At 56.3% G+C, this 19406-nt stretch carries 16 protein-coding genes, 1 pseudogene and 1 riboswitch; of the genes and pseudogenes, 9 read left to right on the forward strand and 8 right to left on the reverse strand.

Features of this window, described 5'->3' with window-relative positions:
• The 4 genes and pseudogenes from ACTG34_RS03285 to ACTG34_RS03300 form a co-directional block, all read right to left on the reverse strand.
• Positions 1-265: pseudogene (locus ACTG34_RS03285) on the reverse strand (rod shape-determining protein MreC); the annotation flags it as partial.
• Positions 266-318: 53 nt separating this feature from the next.
• Positions 319-1356, reverse strand: a complete 1038-nt coding sequence (locus ACTG34_RS03290) for a rod shape-determining protein (RefSeq protein ID WP_062220077.1) — start codon at positions 1354-1356, stop codon at positions 319-321.
• A gap of 237 nt (positions 1357-1593) precedes the next feature.
• Positions 1594-3156, reverse strand: coding sequence for a 2-isopropylmalate synthase (locus ACTG34_RS03295; RefSeq protein ID WP_439103595.1), 1563 nt, complete (start codon positions 3154-3156; stop codon positions 1594-1596).
• A gap of 12 nt (positions 3157-3168) precedes the next feature.
• The gene (locus ACTG34_RS03300; RefSeq protein ID WP_439103596.1) at positions 3169-3525 is read right to left on the reverse strand and encodes a cupin domain-containing protein; all 357 of its coding nucleotides are present in this window, start codon (positions 3523-3525) and stop codon (positions 3169-3171) included.
• A 262-nt stretch (positions 3526-3787) separates the two neighbouring features.
• On the opposite strand from ACTG34_RS03300, the gene ACTG34_RS03305 reads away from it, so the two are divergent.
• A complete protein-coding gene (locus ACTG34_RS03305) occupies positions 3788-4450 on the forward strand; it encodes an SDR family NAD(P)-dependent oxidoreductase (RefSeq protein WP_439103597.1) in 663 nt (220 codons plus the stop codon).
• On the forward strand, positions 4444-5973 hold the full coding sequence (locus ACTG34_RS03310; protein ID WP_439103598.1) for a cryptochrome/photolyase family protein: 1530 nt from the start codon (positions 4444-4446) through the stop codon (positions 5971-5973). Before ACTG34_RS03305 ends, ACTG34_RS03310 begins: the two co-directional genes overlap by 7 nt.
• A 12-nt stretch (positions 5974-5985) precedes the next feature.
• Here ACTG34_RS03310 and ACTG34_RS03315 read toward each other — a convergent pair whose 3' ends face one another.
• Entirely contained in the window at positions 5986-7407 is a 1422-nt protein-coding gene (locus ACTG34_RS03315; RefSeq protein WP_439103627.1) for an MORN repeat-containing protein, read from the reverse strand.
• A gap of 218 nt (positions 7408-7625) precedes the next feature.
• On the opposite strand from ACTG34_RS03315, the gene ACTG34_RS03320 reads away from it, so the two are divergent.
• Positions 7626-9284, forward strand: coding sequence for an NAD+ synthase (locus tag ACTG34_RS03320; protein ID WP_439103628.1), 1659 nt, complete (start codon positions 7626-7628; stop codon positions 9282-9284).
• A 3-nt stretch (positions 9285-9287) separates the two neighbouring features.
• Here the strand turns inward: ACTG34_RS03320 and ACTG34_RS03325 are convergent, their stop codons facing one another.
• Positions 9288-10238, reverse strand: coding sequence for a 1-phosphofructokinase family hexose kinase (locus ACTG34_RS03325; RefSeq protein ID WP_439103599.1), 951 nt, complete (start codon positions 10236-10238; stop codon positions 9288-9290).
• A 200-nt stretch (positions 10239-10438) separates the two neighbouring features.
• Here ACTG34_RS03325 and ACTG34_RS03330 point away from each other — a divergent pair, with 200 nt between their 5' ends.
• The gene (locus tag ACTG34_RS03330; RefSeq protein ID WP_439103600.1) at positions 10439-10648 is read left to right on the forward strand and encodes a hypothetical protein; all 210 of its coding nucleotides are present in this window, start codon (positions 10439-10441) and stop codon (positions 10646-10648) included.
• An 11-nt stretch (positions 10649-10659) separates the two neighbouring features.
• A complete protein-coding gene (locus ACTG34_RS03335) occupies positions 10660-11658 on the forward strand; it encodes a DUF6976 family protein (protein ID WP_439103601.1) in 999 nt (332 codons plus the stop codon).
• Between the two features lie 75 nt (positions 11659-11733).
• Here ACTG34_RS03335 and ACTG34_RS03340 read toward each other — a convergent pair whose 3' ends face one another.
• Positions 11734-12621, reverse strand: coding sequence for an MBL fold metallo-hydrolase (locus tag ACTG34_RS03340; RefSeq protein ID WP_439103602.1), 888 nt, complete (start codon positions 12619-12621; stop codon positions 11734-11736).
• 66 nt (positions 12622-12687) lie between these two features.
• The gene (locus ACTG34_RS03345; RefSeq protein ID WP_439103603.1) at positions 12688-13116 is read right to left on the reverse strand and encodes a metallopeptidase family protein; all 429 of its coding nucleotides are present in this window, start codon (positions 13114-13116) and stop codon (positions 12688-12690) included.
• An 82-nt stretch (positions 13117-13198) separates the two neighbouring features.
• On the opposite strand from ACTG34_RS03345, the gene gltX reads away from it, so the two are divergent.
• From gltX to gcvP, 4 genes are all read left to right on the forward strand, one after another.
• Positions 13199-14524 carry a glutamate--tRNA ligase gene (gene gltX, locus ACTG34_RS03350; RefSeq protein WP_439103604.1) on the forward strand — a complete coding sequence of 442 codons (1326 nt, stop codon included), beginning with the start codon at positions 13199-13201 and terminating at the stop codon, positions 14522-14524.
• Positions 14525-14659: 135 nt separating this feature from the next.
• A riboswitch (glycine riboswitch) is annotated at positions 14660-14753 on the forward strand.
• Positions 14754-14908: 155 nt separating this feature from the next.
• Positions 14909-16036, forward strand: coding sequence for a glycine cleavage system aminomethyltransferase GcvT (gene gcvT, locus ACTG34_RS03355; RefSeq protein WP_439103605.1), 1128 nt, complete (start codon positions 14909-14911; stop codon positions 16034-16036).
• 25 nt (positions 16037-16061) lie between these two features.
• Entirely contained in the window at positions 16062-16433 is a 372-nt protein-coding gene (gcvH, locus tag ACTG34_RS03360; RefSeq protein ID WP_439103606.1) for a glycine cleavage system protein GcvH, read from the forward strand.
• Positions 16434-16471: 38 nt separating this feature from the next.
• Positions 16472-19318 (forward strand): aminomethyl-transferring glycine dehydrogenase, encoded by a 2847-nt coding sequence (gcvP, locus tag ACTG34_RS03365; protein WP_439103607.1) that lies wholly within the window; start codon positions 16472-16474, stop codon positions 19316-19318.
• Positions 19319-19406: the final 88 nt, after the last annotated feature.

Raw genomic sequence — 19406 nt, forward strand, 5'->3', positions numbered from 1 at the left:
CGCGCCGCAACTCTTGGTTCTGGTCATAAATGCGCTGATAGCTCTGAAATCCCTCAACCATGCCAACGAATTTGGTCACGGGCACCAAGGCCCATTCAAAGGAGGGCACGATAGTGTCCACAAGGTTCGCACGCATCCGCTCGACACGCGGGCTATCAATACGCCAAAGAACGAAGATTGCCAAAAAGACCAACACCAAAAGCCCGACCAGCAAGCGCCGGATCGGGCGGACATAGGTGTCCGATGTGTTTCTGTCTTTAGCCACGATCACCTCTTGTTTTGTGGTGATCCGATGCCCGATGCGTTGGGCGCGGAGGTTTAGCTGTCGTAATCAATTACATGGCGGAGTTGTTTTTCAAACTCCAAGGCTTTTCCTGTTCCCAGAGCCACACAATTGAGCGGCTCATCGGCCACAGAGATTGCCAGACCTGTCTGCTCACGCAAGGCCAGATCCAGATCACCAAGCAATGCACCGCCCCCCGTAAGCATCACGCCACGGTCTACGATGTCTGCCGCAAGGTCGGGCGGGGTGGTTTCAAGCGCTTGCATGACCGCTTCGCAAATTTGCTGCACGGGTTCCGCTAGGGCTTCGGCCACCTGCGCTTGGGTAATCTCGATTTCTTTGGGCACGCCGTTGAGCAAATCACGCCCGCGAATGGTCATGACCAAGCCACGGCCGTCATCGGGCATACGTGCCGTGCCTATGGTGGTTTTGATCCGCTCGGACGTGCCCTCGCCGATCAGCAGGTTTTGTTGGCGGCGCAGGTACGCGATGATTGCATCGTCCATACGGTCGCCGCCCACGCGCACAGAGCGGGCGTATACGATGTCGCCAAGGGACAAAACGGCGACTTCGGTCGTCCCGCCGCCGATGTCGACAACCATGTTGCCGGTCGGGTCGGTGATGGGCATGCCTGCACCAATTGCCGCCGCGATCGGCTCTGCAATCAGGCCCGCTTTGCGTGCGCCCGCAGACATCACAGACTGACGAATAGCGCGTTTCTCAACAGGTGTGGCACCGTGAGGGACACAAACTATGATTTTGGGCTTGGAGAATGTCGTGCGCTTATGAACCTTGCGGATGAAGTGTTTGATCATCTCTTCGGCGGTGTCAAAATCGGCAATCACACCGTCACGCATCGGGCGGATCGCCTCGATGGAACCGGGTGTTTTTCCGAGCATATGTTTGGCATCTTCGCCAACAGCGAGGACTTGTTTACGCCCGTCTTTGACATGATAGGCCACTACGGATGGCTCGTTGAGGATCACGCCCTTGCCCTTGACGTAGACGAGAGTGTTCGCGGTGCCGAGGTCAATCGCCATATCCGCCGAAAAAAGTCCCAAAAAACCCGCCATGATACCCCTAATGTCCAAAATCCCTGCGAGGAGAGAATCCCCGTTATCGAAGGTCTTATAAGTGGCTCTGCGCGCTTGGAAAAGGGAAGGTTGCGCGCAAAGCGGCAAAGCGCCGCCACTTTTGCGTGAAACGAACGATCCTCATTGGATTAAACGCCAGCAGGGGCAGTGTCTTTACACAAGAATAGAGGCGCAAACGTGATGCGCCTCTATCGTTAGACTGCCGACGCGCTGCGGTTAGCTTGCGTCAGTGTATTTCACTTCTTTCACATCCGCACCGGGGGCGGATTTTTCGCGGCGGATCAACAGGCGGTTGAGCGCGTTGATATAGGCCTTGGCCGAGGCCACAACCGTATCGGTGTCGCTCGACTGTCCCGTGGCGATCTTGCCATCTTCCTCGAGACGTACCGAGACGGTAGCCTGTGCGTCTGTGCCTTCGGTCACCGCGTGCACTTGGTAGAGCTGCAGCCGCGAGGTCATTGGGAAAATCTCTTTGATCGCCTTGAATGTCGCGTCCACAGGACCATCCCCCGTGACGTCCGCCGATTTCTCAACACCGTCAACGTCGAGCATCATAACTGCCTGTTGCGGCCCTTCGGTGCCGCAAACCACCTTGAGCGATTTGAGTTTCACACGGTCGTTTTGCTCACCACCCGCAGCATCACGCAAAAGCGCGATCAGATCATCGTCAAACACTTCTTTTTTGCGGTCAGCCAACTCTTTGAACCGCACAAAGACGTCTTTGAGTTGATTGTCGGCCAGCTCAAACCCCAACTCTTCGAGTTTGGCCCGAAGCGCGGCACGGCCCGAGTGCTTGCCAAGTGGCAGGGATGTCCCCGACAGACCCACATCCGCAGGGCGCATAATCTCAAAGGTTTCGGAGTTTTTGAGCATCCCGTCTTGGTGAATACCGCTTTCGTGGGCAAACGCGTTCTTGCCTACAATCGCCTTGTTGAACTGCACAGGGAAGCCCGATACCTGCGCCACGCGGCGCGAGATGTTCATGATCTTGGTTGTGTCGATGCGGGTCGCGTATGGCATAATGTCGTTGCGCACTTTGAGCGCCATCACGACCTCTTCGAGGGCCGTGTTGCCTGCGCGTTCGCCCAAACCGTTGATCGTGCATTCGATCTGGCGTGCACCCGCCTCAACAGCCGCCAACGAGTTAGCGGTCGCCATGCCTAGGTCGTTGTGACAGTGGGTCGCAAAAATGATCTCGTCAGCACCCGGAACCCGCTCAAGCAACATTTTGATAATATCCGAGCTTTCGCGCGGAATGGTGTAGCCGACCGTGTCGGGGATGTTGATCGTGGTTGCCCCCGCCTTGATCGCGATTTCGACGACGCGGCACAGATAGTCGTGCTCGGTGCGGATCGCATCCATCGGCGACCACTGCACATCGTCGCAAAGATTGCGCGCGTGGGTCACTGTCTCGTGGATTTTGTCGGCCATCTCATCCATGTTCAGCGCCGTGATGTCACGGTGCAACGGCGAGGTGCCGATAAAGGTGTGGATGCGTGGCTGTGCGGCGTGTTTCACGGCCTCCATACAGCGGTCGATATCCTTGAAACTGGCGCGGGCAAGGCCACAGATCACTGAGTTCTTGGAGTTCTTGGCGATGTCGGAGACAGCTTCGAAATCGCCCTCAGAGGCAATCGGGAACCCCGCTTCGATGATATCCACGCCCATCTCGTCGAGAAGGCCCGCTATTTCGAGTTTTTCAGTGTGGCTCATCGTTGCGCCGGGGGATTGCTCGCCGTCACGCAGTGTCGTGTCGAAAATCAGGACTTGGTCAGACATATCGTGCCTCGTTCAAATACGTGTTTTAGGCGCGGGCGTCTTGCCGCTATCGCCCGAATTGGGTTCGCCTTTTGGCTCGATCAGGAGGACTTTGACCTCCGTGTCGGCGCGGGGTCGGTGGACTTGGCCCTTTGGGACAATGACCAGTTCGCCTGCGCGGACCGTGACCGGATCGGCGCCTTCGTACTCCATGATCATTTCTCCCTCAAGCACGAGAAAGAAATCATCGGTGGTCTCATGCATGTGAAATGGAAATTCACCCTGAAATTTCACAACCATGACCTCGTTGTCATTGTAATCGGCAATGACTTTTGGGTCCCAATGGGTGTCAAACAGCGCAAGTTTTTGCGCAAGGTTTATGGGGATCATCGGATCGTGTCCTTAGCTATGGATTTGCGTGGATGGGGGCGGCGCAAAGTTCAACCTCTGAGCATCGCGCCGACGGCACGCTCAGAGGCAGCTAAGGAGTAGAAGGCGCGCACGGCCACAGCCTGCGCTGATGCGCGCGTTTGGATCGTGGATATGTGTTACCTTCATCATGGGCCTGACTATAAGCGCGCCATTTTTAAATAAAACCCCCAAAAGTGAACTTTTCGGGCGCGCGATGCGTATGGATACAAAGGGGAGCAGTATGACATCACTTATTATCGGCGCATCGGGGGGCATCGGTGCCGCGCTTGCGGCGCGTTTGGAGGCTCAAGGCGATGCTGTGACACGGCTGTCGCGTGCGGCTGGCGACTTCGACTTTAGCCGACCTGACAGTGTAGGTGACGCGCTCGCCGCGCTCAGCGGGCCATTTGATCGTGTTATTGTTGCGACTGGAAAACTCGACGGTGCGGGGCATCCGCCCGAGAAGTCGCTCAAAGCTCTGACAGCTGCGGCCCTCGCGGATCAGTTCGCGGTCAACACAATTGGTCCGGCCCTTATCTTGCGTCAATTACCGCGTCTGTTGTCGCGCAGCAAGCCCGCTCATGTGGCGGTTCTCACAGCGCGGGTTGGCTCAATTGGTGACAACAAGATGGGCGGATGGTATGCTTACCGCGCCGCAAAAGCGGCAACCAACCAGATCGTGCACACGGCCGCGATAGAATTGGCGCGCACCCACAAACAGGCCTGTCTTATTTCCTATCATCCGGGCACGGTCGCGACCAAGTTTACGGCGCATTATCAGGCCAGCCATCCGACCGTCTCCCCCGACGAGGCCGCGCAAAACCTTCTCGGGGTTCTTGCGGGATTGAGCGTCAATCAGTCAGGTGGATTTTACGACTGGCGTGGCGATGAGGTTGCGTGGTGAGCCGTGTCGTTCTGATTTTAGGCGATCAACTGTCACCGGATATCTCGTCGCTCAAAGACGCCGATAGGGACACCGATCTTGTGGTCATGGCCGAGGTCTGTGCCGAGGCGGAGTATGTCGCGCACCATCCCAAAAAGATTGCGCTGATCTTTGCCGCGATGCGCCATTTTGCGATTGAGTTGCGCGACTTGGGGTGGCGCGTTGCCTACACCAAACTGGATGACCCAGATAACACCCATAGCCTCTACGGCGAGGCGCGCCGCTATGCCCAAACGCACGGCGCAAATGAGATCGTGATGACGCAAGCGGGAGAATGGCGATTGCGTCTTGAGGCAGAGGAAAGCGCGATCCCGATCCGTCAATTGCCAGATCACAGGTTCATAGCGGCAGAGCCCGAATTCGCGCTTTGGGCACAGGGGCGCAAGGCGCTGCGCATGGAGTACTTTTACCGCGACATGCGCCGTAAAACGGGTTTGTTGATGGACGGGGATGCGCCGTGTGGGGGAAAGTGGAATTTCGACCACGACAATCGCAAGCCCGCGCAAGTCGATTTGTTTGCCAAAGGGCCACCACAGTTTGAGCCTGATGATGTTACGAAAGACGTGCTTGAACTGGTGGCGGCGCGGTTCGGGAAAAACTTTGGCGATTTGCATCCCTTTTGGTTTGCGGTCACACGCGCGGATGCACGCGCGGCGCAGGCGCATTTTCTGGATCATCATCTTGCTGACTTTGGCACCTATCAAGATGCGATGTTGGAGGTCGACCGGTTTTTGCACCACGCGGTCCTCTCCCCCTATATCAATATAGGGTTGCTGGACCCGTTGGAGCTATGTCGTGAGGTTGAAAAACGTTACCGCGCCGGTGATGTGCCGCTCAATTCTGCCGAAGGGTTTATACGGCAAATCATCGGTTGGCGTGAATATGTGCGTGGGCTTTATATCCTCGAAGGGCCGGACTACACGCACCGCAACGCCCTTGATCACCATCGACCTTTGCCGCCCCTGTATTGGGGAGCTAAGACCAAGATGAATTGTATGTCGCGCGCGGTCGAGCAAACGCGTGCCGATGCCTATGCCCACCACATTCAGCGCCTGATGGTGACAGGTAACTTTGCGCTTTTGGCGGGCATTGCGCCCTATGAGGTGCACGAATGGTATCTTGCTGTTTATGCGGATGCATTCGAATGGGTCGAAGCCCCCAATACGGTCGGCATGAGCCAGTTTGCAGATGGTGGGATCATTGCGTCAAAACCCTACATCTCAAGCGGAAATTACATCAATAAGATGTCCGATTACTGCAAGGGATGCCATTATAAGGTTGCGACCAAAACGGGTGAGGGGGCATGCCCGTTCAACCTCTTGTACTGGCATTTTCTGGATCGCCACCGCGATAGGTTCGCGCGCAATCCGCGTATGGCGCAGATGTACCGCACGTGGGACCGGATGGACGACGAAAAATGCGCAACCGTATTGCAAGAGGCTGAGGTGGTTTTGGACCGTTTGTCTCGTGGCGAGCCAGTGTAATGATCCGCGCGCCTATTGGGTGGGGGCGGGCGGGGTGTCATCCTCAGGCGCAGTTTCGGCGGCTTTGGATATCAACGCGCCGTCGGCCCATTCCCCCGTTGCAACCTCGCCCGTGGCATAAGTGATTGTGCCCGTGCCTTGGCGTTTGCCGTCGACAAACATACCCTCGTAAATGTCACCGTTGGCATAGGTGGCTTTGCCCATGCCATTGAATTCGCCATCAGCCCATGCGCCCGTGTACGTGAAGCCTGACGGCATAATGGCGGTGCCTTGTCCTTCGCGGCGGCCCGCAACGAAATCGCCCTCATATGCTGTACCGTCGGCGTAGGTCGCTTTGCCGGTGCCTTCGCGTACGCCATCAACCCACATGCCATCGTAGATGAACCCGTCTGTATAGGTCATTTTGCCTATGCCGTGATTGCGGGCGTTTTTAAACGCGCCTTCATAGATCAGGCCATTGGCATATTTCGCCATTCCTGTGCCTTCGATAATACCGTATTGCCAATCGCCCTGATAGGTCGTGCCCGATGGGTAGGTGATCATGCCCTTGCCGTGACTGAGATCGTCAAGGAATTCGCCGACATAAACAGAGCCATCGGGGTGAGTGACGCGTCCATTCCCCTCAATGCGCCCTTGGGTCCATTGACCTTGATAGGTGTAGCCATCTGTGCCGGTGTAGGTGCCGATACCGTGGCGTTTGTCATCTACAAATGCACCCTCATAGATGTCGCCGTTGGCGTAGGTGACTTTGCCAGCCCCCTCGCGCTTGCCGTCATTGAGGTTGCCCGTGTATATATCACCATTGGGTTGGGTAATTGTGCCCGTTCCGTTGCATTGGTTGTCGACCCATGTACAATCGAACACTAAGCCGCCCGGCATGGTCAAGAGGCCCACGCCCTCGCGTTGATCGTTCGCCAACTCGCCCACGTATGTGGCACCCTCGGGATATGTGATTGTGCCTTTGCCTTGCTTGACGCCATTGACCCATGCGCCCTCGTAGACATAGCCAGACGGGCTTTGCATGCGACCTTGGCCGTGATGGTTTGCCGCAAGAAAGCCGCCCTCATAGGTCACACCGTTGGCATAGGTGGCGGTTCCAGACCCCGTGGCTTCGCCGTCGACCCAATCGCCCTCGTACGTGCCGCCATCGGCATAGGTGATTTTTCCGAACCCGTGTGGCTTGCCCTTTGCAAAGGCACCTTCATACACCGAGCCATCAGGATAGCGTGCGAGGCCTTCGCCTACGATTTCGCCCTCGACCCATTCGCCCGTGTATTCAAACCCTGACGGGAGGCGGTAGGAGCCAACGCCATGTTGAACGCCATCCTTGAACGTTCCCTCATAAATGCCACCCTGATCATTTTGGCGGGTGATGACCTCGCCGGCGTCTTGAGCGTAAAGTGGGGATACGGTGAGGGAAAGCACGGCACCCATTAAGGTCGCGGATGTGAGAAGTATCGAGCGTTTCACCTGTCTTACCTCATATCTGGGTCTCGCCCGTATCGCACTGCGCGCCGTTTTGGCTGTCGGGTCTTTTCGTTGGCGCAAGCCTAAAGGTGTCTTGCGTCATGAGCAAATGTTTTTGCCGTGATCGGCTTTCCCTTGCCGCACAGTCTGATAAACCCAAACGTAACAAAGCAAAGGCGTGCGAGATGACCGAAAAATTCCGTTTGACCATGGCGCAATTGAACCCAGTTGTGGGGGCGATCGACAAAAACGCAGATGCCGTGCGTGCCGCTTACGCAACGGGTAAGGCTGCGGGATCGGATTATGTCGTATTTCCCGAATTGTTTTTGATCGGATACCAGCCGCAAGATTTGGTGAAAAAGCCCGCGTTGGTGAATGCCGCTATGGCGAAGATGGAGGAATTGGCGGCCCTCACGCTAGATGGTCCTGCCATGGCTGTGGGCGCGCCTTATGCTTACTCTGATGCGCTTTACAACGGGTATTGGATTTTGGCCGAGGGTCAGGTGAAGCAAGTGCTGCGCAAGCACCGCCTGCCCAACTTCAACGTCTTTGACGAGAAGCGCCTGTTTGCCGAAGGTCCGCTTGAGGGACCGTATGCCGTTGGTCCTATGCGGATCGGTTCGCCAATTTGTGAGGACGCGTGGCACGAGGATGTCGCCGAAGCCCAAGTCGAAAGTGGTGCCGAAATTCTCATCGTACCCAACGGCTCGCCATATTTTCGCAACAAATTCGATGTGCGCCTGAGCCACATGGTTGCCCGTGTCACAGAAAATGATGTGCCGCTCGTCTATCTCAATATGGTTGGCGGCCAAGATGATCAGGTGTTTGACGGTGGCTCGTTCGTCCTCAACCGCCATGGCAAACCCGCCCACATTCTCCCCGCGTTTGACGAATGCATCCGCCACGTTGATTTTGTCAAAGACGCGGATGGTTGGGTCGCACTGGATGGCGAAATCGTTCCTCAACCTGACGCATGGGAACAAGATTACCGCGTGATGGTTGAGGCCTTGCGTGATTATCTGCGTAAAACAGGGTTCAAGAAAGTGGTGCTTGGCCTGTCGGGCGGGATCGATAGCGCCATTGTCGCCACCATCGCCACAGATGCGCTTGGCCCCGACAATGTCCACTGTGTGATGCTTCCCTCTGAATACACCTCGCAAGGCTCGCTTGAGGATGCCAAAGACATCGCCGAGCGCCTTGGGTGTCGCTATGATTTTGTGCCGATTTCCACAGGGCGTGACGCGATCACAGACACACTTGCGCCGCTGTTTGCGGGCTATGAGGATGATTTGACGGAGGAAAACCTCCAGTCACGTCTACGCGGTCTGTTGCTGATGGCGCTGTCTAACAAGTTTGGTTCAATGCTTTTGACCACGGGTAATAAATCCGAAGTTGCGGTAGGATACTGCACGATCTACGGTGATATGAACGGCGGCTATAACCCGATCAAAGACCTCTACAAAACCCGTGTGTTTGAGCAATGTCGTTGGCGCAACGCCAATCACCGCGATTGGATGATGGGACCAGAAGGCGAGGTCATCCCCGTGTCGATCATCGACAAGCCGCCATCAGCGGAGTTGCGCCCTGACCAACGTGATGATGACAGCTTGCCGCCCTATGAGGTGCTCGATGCGATCCTTGAGGGGCTTGTGGATCGTGACGAAAGCGTGGCCGATCTCGTGGCCAAGGGGTTCGAACGTGATATCGTGAAACGGGTGGAGCACTTGCTCTACATTTCCGAATACAAACGGTTTCAATCCGCACCTGGTCCGCGCCTGACCCATGCGGCGTTTTGGCTTGATCGTCGCTATCCCATCGTCAATGGATGGCGCGACCCGAGTTAAGGCTTACACGTCAATCAATTCGCAATCGGGCAACAGCGCCGTCACATCCGCGGCGTCGCACAACTGCGTTCCTGCCGTCATCACGGCGGAGGAGGCTGCGGCCGTGCCGAAGCGCAGCGCTTCGCACAGACTTTCGCCGCGCGCCAATGCCATGCAAAACGCCCCGACAAAGCTATCGCCTGCACCAACGGCAGAGACGACTTGAGCGGGGTCTATGGCGCGTGAGCAATGCCAACGCCCGTCTTTGTTCACCAAGGTCGATCCATCAGATCCGCGTGCAATAATGACGTTTTTTGCCGCTCCGCGTGCGACGAGTTGAGCCGCGAAGTCGGCGGTAGCCGCGCGGGTAGGCAGGGGTCCTTTGGCCAAATCCTCTGCCTCGATATCATCCATACGCAAGACAAAGGGTTCAGCGGGGCGCGCGGCCAATTCATTCAACGGTGCGCCCGATGTATCGATAAACAAACGATCGCCGCGCGGGGCCAGCCATTGGGCGAGGCGCGCAGGAAAATCGATCGCGACACCAGGCGGTTGCGAACCCGAAAGAACAACAATTCCGCCTGCAGGGGCGGCGGCCTCAATCGCGTGGAGCGCATCATGTGCCATTTCATCCGTCCATTCAGGTCCGGGCATGACAAACCGATATTGCGCTCCTGATTGCTCATCGGTAACTGCGATGGACTGACGGGTCTCGCCTGCCACGCAAAAGGCAGTGAACCGGACATGCTCGTGCGCCAATAGCCGCAAGAGCTTTGCTCCTGTGTCGCCGCCAGTAGCAATGAAAGCGGTGCTGTCACCACCCAAGAAATTGATCGCACGCGATACGTTGATGCCGCCGCCTCCAGGATCAGCCACGGGCGCAGCGCAGCGCAATTTAGGCCCGGGCTCAATCTTGGGTGCACTGGTGGACAGGTCGACGGTCGGGTTCAACGTCACTGTCATGATAGCGGCCATCATCACTCACCTTTCGTCTACGATTCTAATATCAGATGATACACGAGATAGTGAAAACAGCCTTGATGCAAATCACGCGATCGGCGCTCCTTACGTCAATTTAACCAATGAAAACTTATTGTTTGGGGCCTTAACCTACCGGAAAGCTTGTGAGGTTAGTGCAGGGAGCAACGCGCGCTGAACCTAATTTGGAGTTAAATATGGTCCCCCCTGCAACAGATCCCCGTTGGACACGTGTCTTACAATCAGAAACTGATCTTTCGGCCGCCTCTTTGGCGACTAAAATTCTCATCACGCGGCTGCGCCGCGAAGTTAGAAATGTGCCCGCTGACTTAACCGCCAAAATTGGTGATTTGCGCGCTTACTTTGAGAAAAACGCATTCGCTCAAGCCGACATCGGCCTCTTCTAAAGGATACCGCTATGAAAAATATGATGATGACTGTCGCACAAGCGGCCGAGAAAATTGAGAGCGGTGCCGTATTGGTGGCCGCAGGGTCCCAAGAGGCACTGGGGCAACTGCCCAAGGGTAAATGGATCGGCGGCACCTCCGTCTACTTCGTCACCGATGAAGGTGGAAAAGTAGATCGGGAAAATGTGTTCGTGACGGAAATCGAGGGTGCGACGGACGCGCGCGCCGTGATCTATGCGGGCGAAGATTTAAAAGACCTGACCATGAACCGTTTTGACAACGGCATGTCGATGATTCTGATCCCGGCCTTCTCGAAAGCGCACGAAGAATTCGCTATTCACGGCACGGAATTCTCCGGCCTCTTTGATCAGCCATTGATGGGGTGGGTCACAGGTGTGCACCTTGACGACGTTGGCAAAGTCACGCCCAAAGTTTTCGACGGTGCAACTGGTGAAGCATATGACGAGGGTGCCGCTTTGCTGCACGTCGAAATCGCCGCCGATAAGGTTGCAACGATCGATATTCTCAATCTCTTCGAGCAGGACGAGGCCGCCGATCTCATTGAGTTTGACACGGACGGATTCTCGGCGAAAGTCGCGAAGGTGAACGGCAAAGATGTCGATCTCGCAGCCTATATCGCCGACAATAAAATCGACACCCAACTTCCCTTGGTCGCCAATTATGCAGGTGCCATGGTAAATGTGTCGTTCCAAGCCGTAGACCCTGCCAAAGGCGTCGATTTTTATGCACCTGTCGTGTCCGGTGTAGAATACCGCCTTGCCAAATCGCCAGGCGCATACGCTGAGGTTTTCGCCGCCAATGCCACAGGTAACGGGACCAAAGAACTGTCGTGCAACTGTATCCTCAACTACCTTTATGGAGAGCTCGAAGGCAAAGTCACCGGCTCGTTCACCGGTCCCGCTACTTTTGGCGAGATTGCCTACATCTTGCTGAACCAAACGATGGTGCGTTTGGATGTGCAGGCGAAGGTACAATCCACCGTAGCATGATTTGAATGAAATTCAAATAAGAAAGCCGCACGTATCGTACGTGCGGCTTTTGTCTTTCATGCCGTCCCGAGTTGGTCAGGCGAGCGGCACAAAAGTGAAGCCATCGCCGCTTTTCTCGACCATTCCATGTGCGGGAAATGGCATGTGATACCCAATAAGCGGCACCTGATCTGTCGCCATCATGTCGAGCATAGAGCGGCGGGTCGCAGCGGCCTGCGCCTTATCGGCATCGAACAGCATTTCCCAATCCGGATGAGCAAGTGAATAGATGTGATGGTTGGCAAAATCAGCCCCAAGTACCAAACGTTGCCCCTCGCTTTCAAGATGATACGCCATATGGCCGGGCGTGTGGCCGGGAGCGAACAGGGCCGTGATCCCCGAGACAACTTCGCCACCATCATCGAGCAGATCGAAGCGATCCTGAAGGGGCCTGATCTTGCCCTCGAATCCCTCGTCACCCGAGAAATCCCAGTGATCCATTTCCGCTGACCCTGTCACGAGCGAAGCGCTTTCGAACGTGAGCGCGCCACCATCTCCGATCCCGCCGATATGATCGCCATGCATGTGGGTGATGACCACGCGATTGATATCGGACGGTGTGTGACCCGCTGCGGCCAGTGCGCTTGTAATGGCATCGACCGAGGTGCCCGTGTCGAACAGGATCAACTCTGCACCCGTGTTGACCAAAGTGGGTGTGAAATAGAAATCGGCTTGTGCAGGGTTCAGACCGTTGTCAGTGGCGGCTTTGTTAAACGTCTCCTCTGAGACGTTGATCCCGAAAATGTTGTGCGGGTTGGGTACGGGACGGTTTTCAGCCAGAAGTGTGGTCACTTCGAAAGCGCCGAGTTTGAATGTATGTGTCTGTGTCGTCTGCGCCCATAGCGAGGAGGGAAGGCTGGCGGCAACAGGTGCCGCGGCTATTGAGCTTAAAAACGTCCGGCGGTTGAGGTAGGGTGATTTCATTGTGCGTCCTCCCAGAACATGCATCGCATTAAGATTATTGCATGTGAGTGTAGCGTAGTTTTGAGATCAGTCCACTGTCCACCACTTATCGATGGTTGCGATATCGTCGTCAGACCATCCAAAATGATGCGCCAACTCATGGATGGTGACATGTGCAACCATCTGTTCAAGCGTTACATTCCCACGCATCACCCACTCGTCCAATATCGGACGGCGAAATAGCCATATGGTGTCGGGTGCCGTGGCCTGATCCATTACCGATTTTTCGGTCAAGGGAATGCCAGTATAAAGTCCCGTCAACTCAAACGGGTCTTCGATGCCGATCTCGCCGAGCAAATCCTCGGGCGCAAAATCCATCACGGACAGCGCAATTTGTGAGGCTAGAACCTTGAACGCGGGCGGTAGTGCGGACATCGTCGCGCGCGCAATATCCTCGACCTGATCCAGGTCGGGCGCAAGTGCATCAAGCGGTGTTTGGATCACGGTATCAGACATGGGGTAACCTTATGAACGGAGCCTTCCCGATATGGACTCTTTGCGCGCGATATGAAAGAGCAAGCGGCAACAGGAGATCGTCATGACCGTCACACGTTTCGCCCCGTCGCCTACGGGCTATATCCACATCGGCAACTTGCGCACCGCGCTTTTTAACTTCCTCATCGCCCGCAAAAGCGGCGGCCAGTTTATTTTGCGTTTGGATGACACCGATCCCGAGCGCTCGAAACAGGAATATGCAGATGCGATCATGGAAGACCTCGAATGGCTTGGCCTGACGTGGGACCGCGTGGAAAAACAGTCCGAGCGCCTTGATCGCTATAATCAGGCGGCCGACGAATTGCGCGCCAGTGGTCGGTTCTACGAGTGTTTCGAGACGCCCGTCGAATTGGACCTCAAGCGTAAAAAACAACTCAACATGGGCAAGCCGCCTGTGTACGACCGCGCGCATCTGACGCTGTCGGATGACGAGAAAGCCAAGCTGCGTGCCGAGCGCGGCGATGGGGTGTGGCGGTTCAAACTGGACCAAGAACGCATTGAGTGGACCGATGGCATTTTGGGCGACCTGTCGATTGATGCGGCGTCCGTGTCCGATCCGGTTTTGATCCGCGCTGACGGTCAGTTTTTGTACACGCTCGCGTCCGTTTGCGACGATATCGATTACGGCATCACCAATGTTGTGCGCGGGTCCGATCACGTCACCAATACGGCCACACAAATCCAGATCATCAAAGCGCTCGGTGGCACAGTGCCGACCTTTGCGCACCACTCGTTGTTGACTGGCCCTGAGGGCGAAGCGCTGTCCAAACGTCTTGGCACTTTGTCGTTGCGTGATCTGCGCGCCCAAGGGATCGAGCCAATGGCGCTTTTGTCGTTGATGGCGCGTCTCGGTTCGTCTCAGCCCGTGGAGTTGCGCGCGACGATGGACGAGTTGATCGACGGGTTCGATGTGGCGTCTTTTGGCTCTGCCCCGACAAAGTTCGACCCAAAAGATTTGTTGCCCTTGTCGGCACAAGTCAACCACACGCGCCCGTTCTCTGATGTGAAAGACGAGGTTGCGGCGCTTGGTGTGCCCGCTGTTCAGGCCGAAGCATTCTGGACCGTTGTGCGCGAAAACATCACCGTAAAGGCTGACATGGCTGGTTGGTGGGAGTTGTTTCGCGATGGGGCGACGCCGCTTATCGACGATGAGGACACGGATTTCATCACCGAAGCCTTCACCATGCTTCCTGCGCATCCCTACACATTGGACACGTGGAAAGAGTGGACCACCGCCGTCAAAGATGCCACGGGCCGTAAAGGCAAAGGTCTATTTATGCCGCTGCGTAAGGCTGTGACGGGGATGGAACGCGGCCCTGACATGTCGAACGTCATGCCGTTGTTGCAAAAGGCGCCTGCGCTGAAATAACCAAGCGACGTTTGGTCTAAGTCTACACAAACCCGTCTATGCCGCATGCGCATTGGACGGGTTTTGTGTTCTTTGGTTTGCCGAGGCGCACTTGGCCCTTGCCCCGAATCTGAGGCTCGCATAACGTCCGCAAAATATCTCGCGTTGGGAGAACGGAAGGGTGTAATCCCCCGTGCCGAAGGAGCAACCGCCCCGGTAAACTCTCAGGCAAATGGACCTTCGCGAGGTCAAAACTCTGGAGAGAGGTGCCGCGCGCATCCGCCGAAGGGATAACGATCTCAGGCGCACAGGACAGAGGGGGCATCGGGCAGGGATTTCCTTGTCGTGATGTCGGTTGATTTGTCACCGGCGAGAACGACCTGAAGAGGTCGGAAAGAGGATGACATGACGGCTCTAAACAAAACCCCACTTTATGATTTCCACATTGCCCAGCAGGCTAAAATGGTGCCGTTTGCGGGGTATGATATGCCCGTGCAATATCCGCTTGGCGTGATGAAAGAGCACTTGCATACGCGTGCTGCGGCGGGCCTGTTCGATGTTAGTCACATGGGCCAGGTCATGTTGACGTCGGATCAGGGTCTTGAGGCATTGTGCCTCGCTCTCGAGGCGCTTGTGCCCGTGTCGATCACGGGGATCGCGGCGGGGCGTCAACGCTACGGCGTGTTCACAAACGAGGCGGGTGGAATCCTAGATGATTTGATGATCGCCAACACAGGTGACGCCCTTTTTCTTGTGGTGAATGCGGCGTGTAAATCTGAGGACATCGCACACCTCAAAGCAAACTTGCCCGCGCATGTGACGGTGAGCGAAATCACCGACCGCGCGCTTTTGGCGTTGCAAGGCCCGAGTGCCGAAACGGCCTTGTCGCGCCTCGTTCCATCCGTAACCGAGATGCGGTTTATGGACAGTCACCGCATAGATGTGGACGGCACCGAGTGGTGGATTTCGCGCTCTGGCTACACTGGCGAGGACGGGTTTGAAATCTCGCTACCTGCGGACGCCGCCGAGGCCTTTGCGCATACGATTTGTGATATGGACGAGGTTGCCCCAATTGGTCTTGGCGCGCGCGACAGTTTGCGCCTTGAGGCGGGTCTTTGCCTCTATGGTCACGATATCGACACCACCACCTCACCCGCCGAGGGCAATATCGCATGGGCCATTCAAAAAGTGCGCCGTACTGACGGCGCGCGCGCGGGTGGGTTTGCCGGAGAGGCGCGTATTCTGGCCGAACTGGACGGCGCGCCCACACGATTGCGTGTTGGCCTATTGCCACAGGGTCGCGCGCCGATGCGTGAAGGCACGCCCCTCTTCGCGAGCCAAGACAGTGCGGACCAGATTGGCGTCATCACGTCTGGTGGCTTTGCCCCCTCACTCGAACACCCAATTGCCATGGGCTATCTGCCCATCGAGCTAAGTGCATCCGGCACCGAAGTTTTTGCGGAACTGCGTGGTAAGCGCCTACCTGTTCATGTCACTGACATGCCGTTTCGCCCCTCAACCTATAAACGCTAACCCCATCCAAAAAGGGACACCTCACATGGCTAACGATATTAAATTTACCGAAGAACACGAATGGCTCCGCGTTGAGGACGACCTCGTCGTTGTTGGCATCACGGAACATGCGGCAACCGCCCTTGGCGATGTTGTCTTTATCGAACTTCCCGACGAGGGCACAACCGTCTCCAAAGACGACGAAGTTGTGGTGATTGAGTCTGTTAAAGCGGCCTCAGACATTCTTGCGCCGCTCGATGGTGAAATCGTCGAAGTGAACGAACCACTTGCCGAAGACCCCGGTAAAGTAAACGATGACCCGCTTGGCGATGCATGGTTCTTTAAGATGAAAGTGGACGATATGTCTGCGCTCGACGACCTCATGACCGAGGCCGAATACAAAGCTTACATCGGCTAACCGACGCCTCAGGCCCGACATTGCAAGGATTGCTGCCCGTGACCTACACGCCCTCGACTTATAACCCATACGACTTCGCCAATCGCCGCCACATTGGCCCGTCTCCCGCCGAGATGGCCGAGATGCTCAAGGCAATTGGTGCGGCGTCTCTTGATACCTTGATTGACGAGACAGTTCCGATGTCGATCCGCCAGTTGGAGCCTTTGACATGGGATCCAATGACGGAACATGAGGTTCTCGATCATATGCGTGAAGTCGCAGGGCGTAACACGGTCATGACCTCGCTGATTGGTCAGGGGTACTACGGCACTGCCACGCCCCCCGCGATCCAACGCAATATTCTGGAAAACCCTGCGTGGTATACGGCCTACACGCCGTACCAACCCGAGATCGCGCAGGGGCGCCTCGAGGCTTTGCTCAACTATCAAACGATGGTCTGCGATATGACGGGTTTGCCCGTCGCCAACGCATCTTTGCTTGATGAGGCAACGGCCTGCGCAGAGGCCATGACGATGGCGCAGCGCGTCTCCAAATCAAAGATGACGCGTTTCTTTATTGACGAAAACTGTCATCCGCAAAACATTGAAGTGATGAAAACCCGCGCTGCCCCATTGGGTATTGATGTGATTGTGGGCAATCCTGATGATCTGGACGCGACCAAAGTGTTCGGCGCGATTTTTCAATATCCGGGAACCTTTGGTGAGGTGCGTGACTTCACATCCCACATTACGGCGCTGCACGGCACAAAAGCCATTGCGATCATGGCGACTGATCTTATGGCACTGACGATGCTTAAAGATCCCGGTGCTATGGGGGCTGATATTGCGGTTGGATCGTCGCAACGGTTTGGCGTTCCTATGGGCTTTGGTGGCCCGCATGCGGCGTTTATGTCCTGTGCGGATGCGATCAAACGCGCGATGCCCGGTCGGATCGTCGGTGTGTCCATCGACAGCCGTGGCGAGCGGGCCTACCGCCTGAGCCTACAAACGCGCGAGCAACATATTCGTCGTGAAAAAGCGACATCCAACGTGTGTACGGCACAGGCGTTGCTGGCTGTGATGGCGTCGTTTTATGCCGTTTTTCATGGCCCATCTGGCCTACGTGCAATCGGCGAGCGCATCCATTTTAATGCCGTCCGCTTGGCGCAGGGTCTAAAGGCCGAAGGGTTCGATGTAGCACCCACGGCGTTCTTTGATACGATCACGGTCAATGTCGGTGCGATGCAGGGGGTCATTTTGCGCTCTGCCGTGGCCGAGGGCGTCAACCTGCGCAAAATCGGCAAGGATCGTATTGGCATTGCGGTCGATGAAATGACCGGCCCCGCGATTATCGAAAAAGTGTGGCGCGCCTTTGGTCACGAGGCCAAAGCGGATGAGGCTCCCACGGCTTTGGGCATTCCGGACACGTTGGTGCGGACCAGCGATTATTTGACCCACCCGATCTTTGGCATGAACCGCGCCGAAGGTGAAATGATGCGCTATATGCGCCGCTTGGCCGATCGCGATCTCGCCCTTGATCGCGCGATGATCCCGCTTGGATCTTGCACGATGAAGCTGAACGCCGCTGTGGAAATGATGCCCGTCACATGGCCGGAATTCAACGCGATGCACCCCTATGCGCCTGTCGATCAGTCGCAGGGATATGTCGAAATGATCGACGACCTAAACGCCAAATTGTGTGAGATCACAGGGTATGATGCCATGTCGATGCAGCCTAATTCGGGCGCGCAGGGTGAATATGCGGGCCTTTTGACCATTATGGCGTACCACCGTGCAAACGGGCAGGGTGAGCGTAATATCTGCCTGATTCCGGTCTCCGCGCATGGCACGAACCCCGCCTCTGCGCAGATGTGTGGGATGCAGGTTGTGGTGGTGAAATCTGCCGCAAATGGCGACATTGATGTTGAGGACTTTCGGGCCAAGGCCGAAGCCGCGGGTGACAAGCTTGCAGCCTGTATGATCACATATCCCTCGACCCACGGCGTGTTCGAGGAAACGGTGAAAGACGTCTGTGACATCACCCATGAATTTGGGGGGCAGGTCTATCTCGATGGTGCGAACCTCAACGCCCTCGTCGGTCTAGCAAAACCCGGTGAAATCGGATCGGATGTGAGCCACCTCAATTTGCACAAGACGTTCTGCATACCGCATGGCGGTGGTGGTCCGGGCATGGGGCCGATTGGCGTCAAAAGCCACCTCGCACGGTTCTTGCCTGGTGATCCTTTGGGCGGCGGTGCGACCGGACCGGTATCTGCCGCGAACTTTGGCTCCGCATCCATTTTACCAATCTCATGGGCCTATTGCATGCTCATGGGGGGGGAGGGCCTTACGCAAGCGACAAAAGTCGCCATTTTGAACGCGAACTATATGGCGGCGCGCCTTGAGCCTGCCTTCCCTGTGCTGTTCAAAGGCAAGCAAGGTCGCGTGGCGCATGAGTGCATCATTGACCCGCGCGCCATTAACGAGGCCACTGGAACGGGTGTTGACGATATTGCCAAGCGGTTGATGGACAGCGGTTTCCACGCGCCAACTATGTCTTGGCCCGTGTCAGGCACGTTGATGATTGAGCCGACCGAGTCCGAGACAAAGGCTGAGCTGGACCGGTTTATCGAAGCGATGCTCTCTATTCGCTCCGAGTTGGCGGCAATCGAGGCCGGCGATTTGCCGCGCGACAACAACCCGCTTGTTCACGCGCCGCACACGGTCAACGATTTGGTCGCCGAATGGGATCGACCCTATAGCCGCGAACAGGCGTGTTTCCCGCCCGGCTCGTTCCGCGTTGATAAATACTGGCCACCTGTTGGCCGTGTCGACAATGCGTATGGCGACCGAAATCTGATCTGCTCGTGTCCTCCAGTTGAGAGTTACATCGAAGCCGCTGAATGATCAAAAGGCCCCGCCCGAAAGGTGCGGGGCCTTGAATTTTGCAGCTGCGCGTCTCACTTATTCAAGTGATGGAATGTGAATGGAGGTT

This window comes from Celeribacter marinus, from assembly GCF_965656515.1.
GTDB classification, from domain to species: domain Bacteria; phylum Pseudomonadota; class Alphaproteobacteria; order Rhodobacterales; family Rhodobacteraceae; genus Celeribacter; species Celeribacter marinus_D.

What these genes read in the sequence shown, in the direction of transcription:
- gltX (WP_439103604.1), top strand. Translation starts at nt 13,199, where the DNA reads ATGACCGTCACACGTTTCGCCCCGTCGCCTACGGGCTATATCCACATC.
- ACTG34_RS03330 (WP_439103600.1), top strand. Translation starts at nt 10,439, where the DNA reads ATGGTCCCCCCTGCAACAGATCCCCGTTGGACACGTGTCTTACAATCA.
- ACTG34_RS03305 (WP_439103597.1), top strand. Translation starts at nt 3,788, where the DNA reads ATGACATCACTTATTATCGGCGCATCGGGGGGCATCGGTGCCGCGCTT.
- ACTG34_RS03315 (WP_439103627.1), bottom strand. Translation starts at nt 7,407, where the DNA reads ATGGGTGCCGTGCTTTCCCTCACCGTATCCCCACTTTACGCTCAAGAC.
- ACTG34_RS03290 (WP_062220077.1), bottom strand. Translation starts at nt 1,356, where the DNA reads ATGGCGGGTTTTTTGGGACTTTTTTCGGCGGATATGGCGATTGACCTC.
- gcvH (WP_439103606.1), top strand. Translation starts at nt 16,062, where the DNA reads ATGGCTAACGATATTAAATTTACCGAAGAACACGAATGGCTCCGCGTT.
- ACTG34_RS03320 (WP_439103628.1), top strand. Translation starts at nt 7,626, where the DNA reads ATGACCGAAAAATTCCGTTTGACCATGGCGCAATTGAACCCAGTTGTG.
- gcvT (WP_439103605.1), top strand. Translation starts at nt 14,909, where the DNA reads ATGACGGCTCTAAACAAAACCCCACTTTATGATTTCCACATTGCCCAG.
- ACTG34_RS03345 (WP_439103603.1), bottom strand. Translation starts at nt 13,116, where the DNA reads ATGTCTGATACCGTGATCCAAACACCGCTTGATGCACTTGCGCCCGAC.
- ACTG34_RS03340 (WP_439103602.1), bottom strand. Translation starts at nt 12,621, where the DNA reads ATGAAATCACCCTACCTCAACCGCCGGACGTTTTTAAGCTCAATAGCC.
- ACTG34_RS03295 (WP_439103595.1), bottom strand. Translation starts at nt 3,156, where the DNA reads ATGTCTGACCAAGTCCTGATTTTCGACACGACACTGCGTGACGGCGAG.
- ACTG34_RS03300 (WP_439103596.1), bottom strand. Translation starts at nt 3,525, where the DNA reads ATGATCCCCATAAACCTTGCGCAAAAACTTGCGCTGTTTGACACCCAT.
- ACTG34_RS03335 (WP_439103601.1), top strand. Translation starts at nt 10,660, where the DNA reads ATGAAAAATATGATGATGACTGTCGCACAAGCGGCCGAGAAAATTGAG.
- ACTG34_RS03325 (WP_439103599.1), bottom strand. Translation starts at nt 10,238, where the DNA reads ATGGCCGCTATCATGACAGTGACGTTGAACCCGACCGTCGACCTGTCC.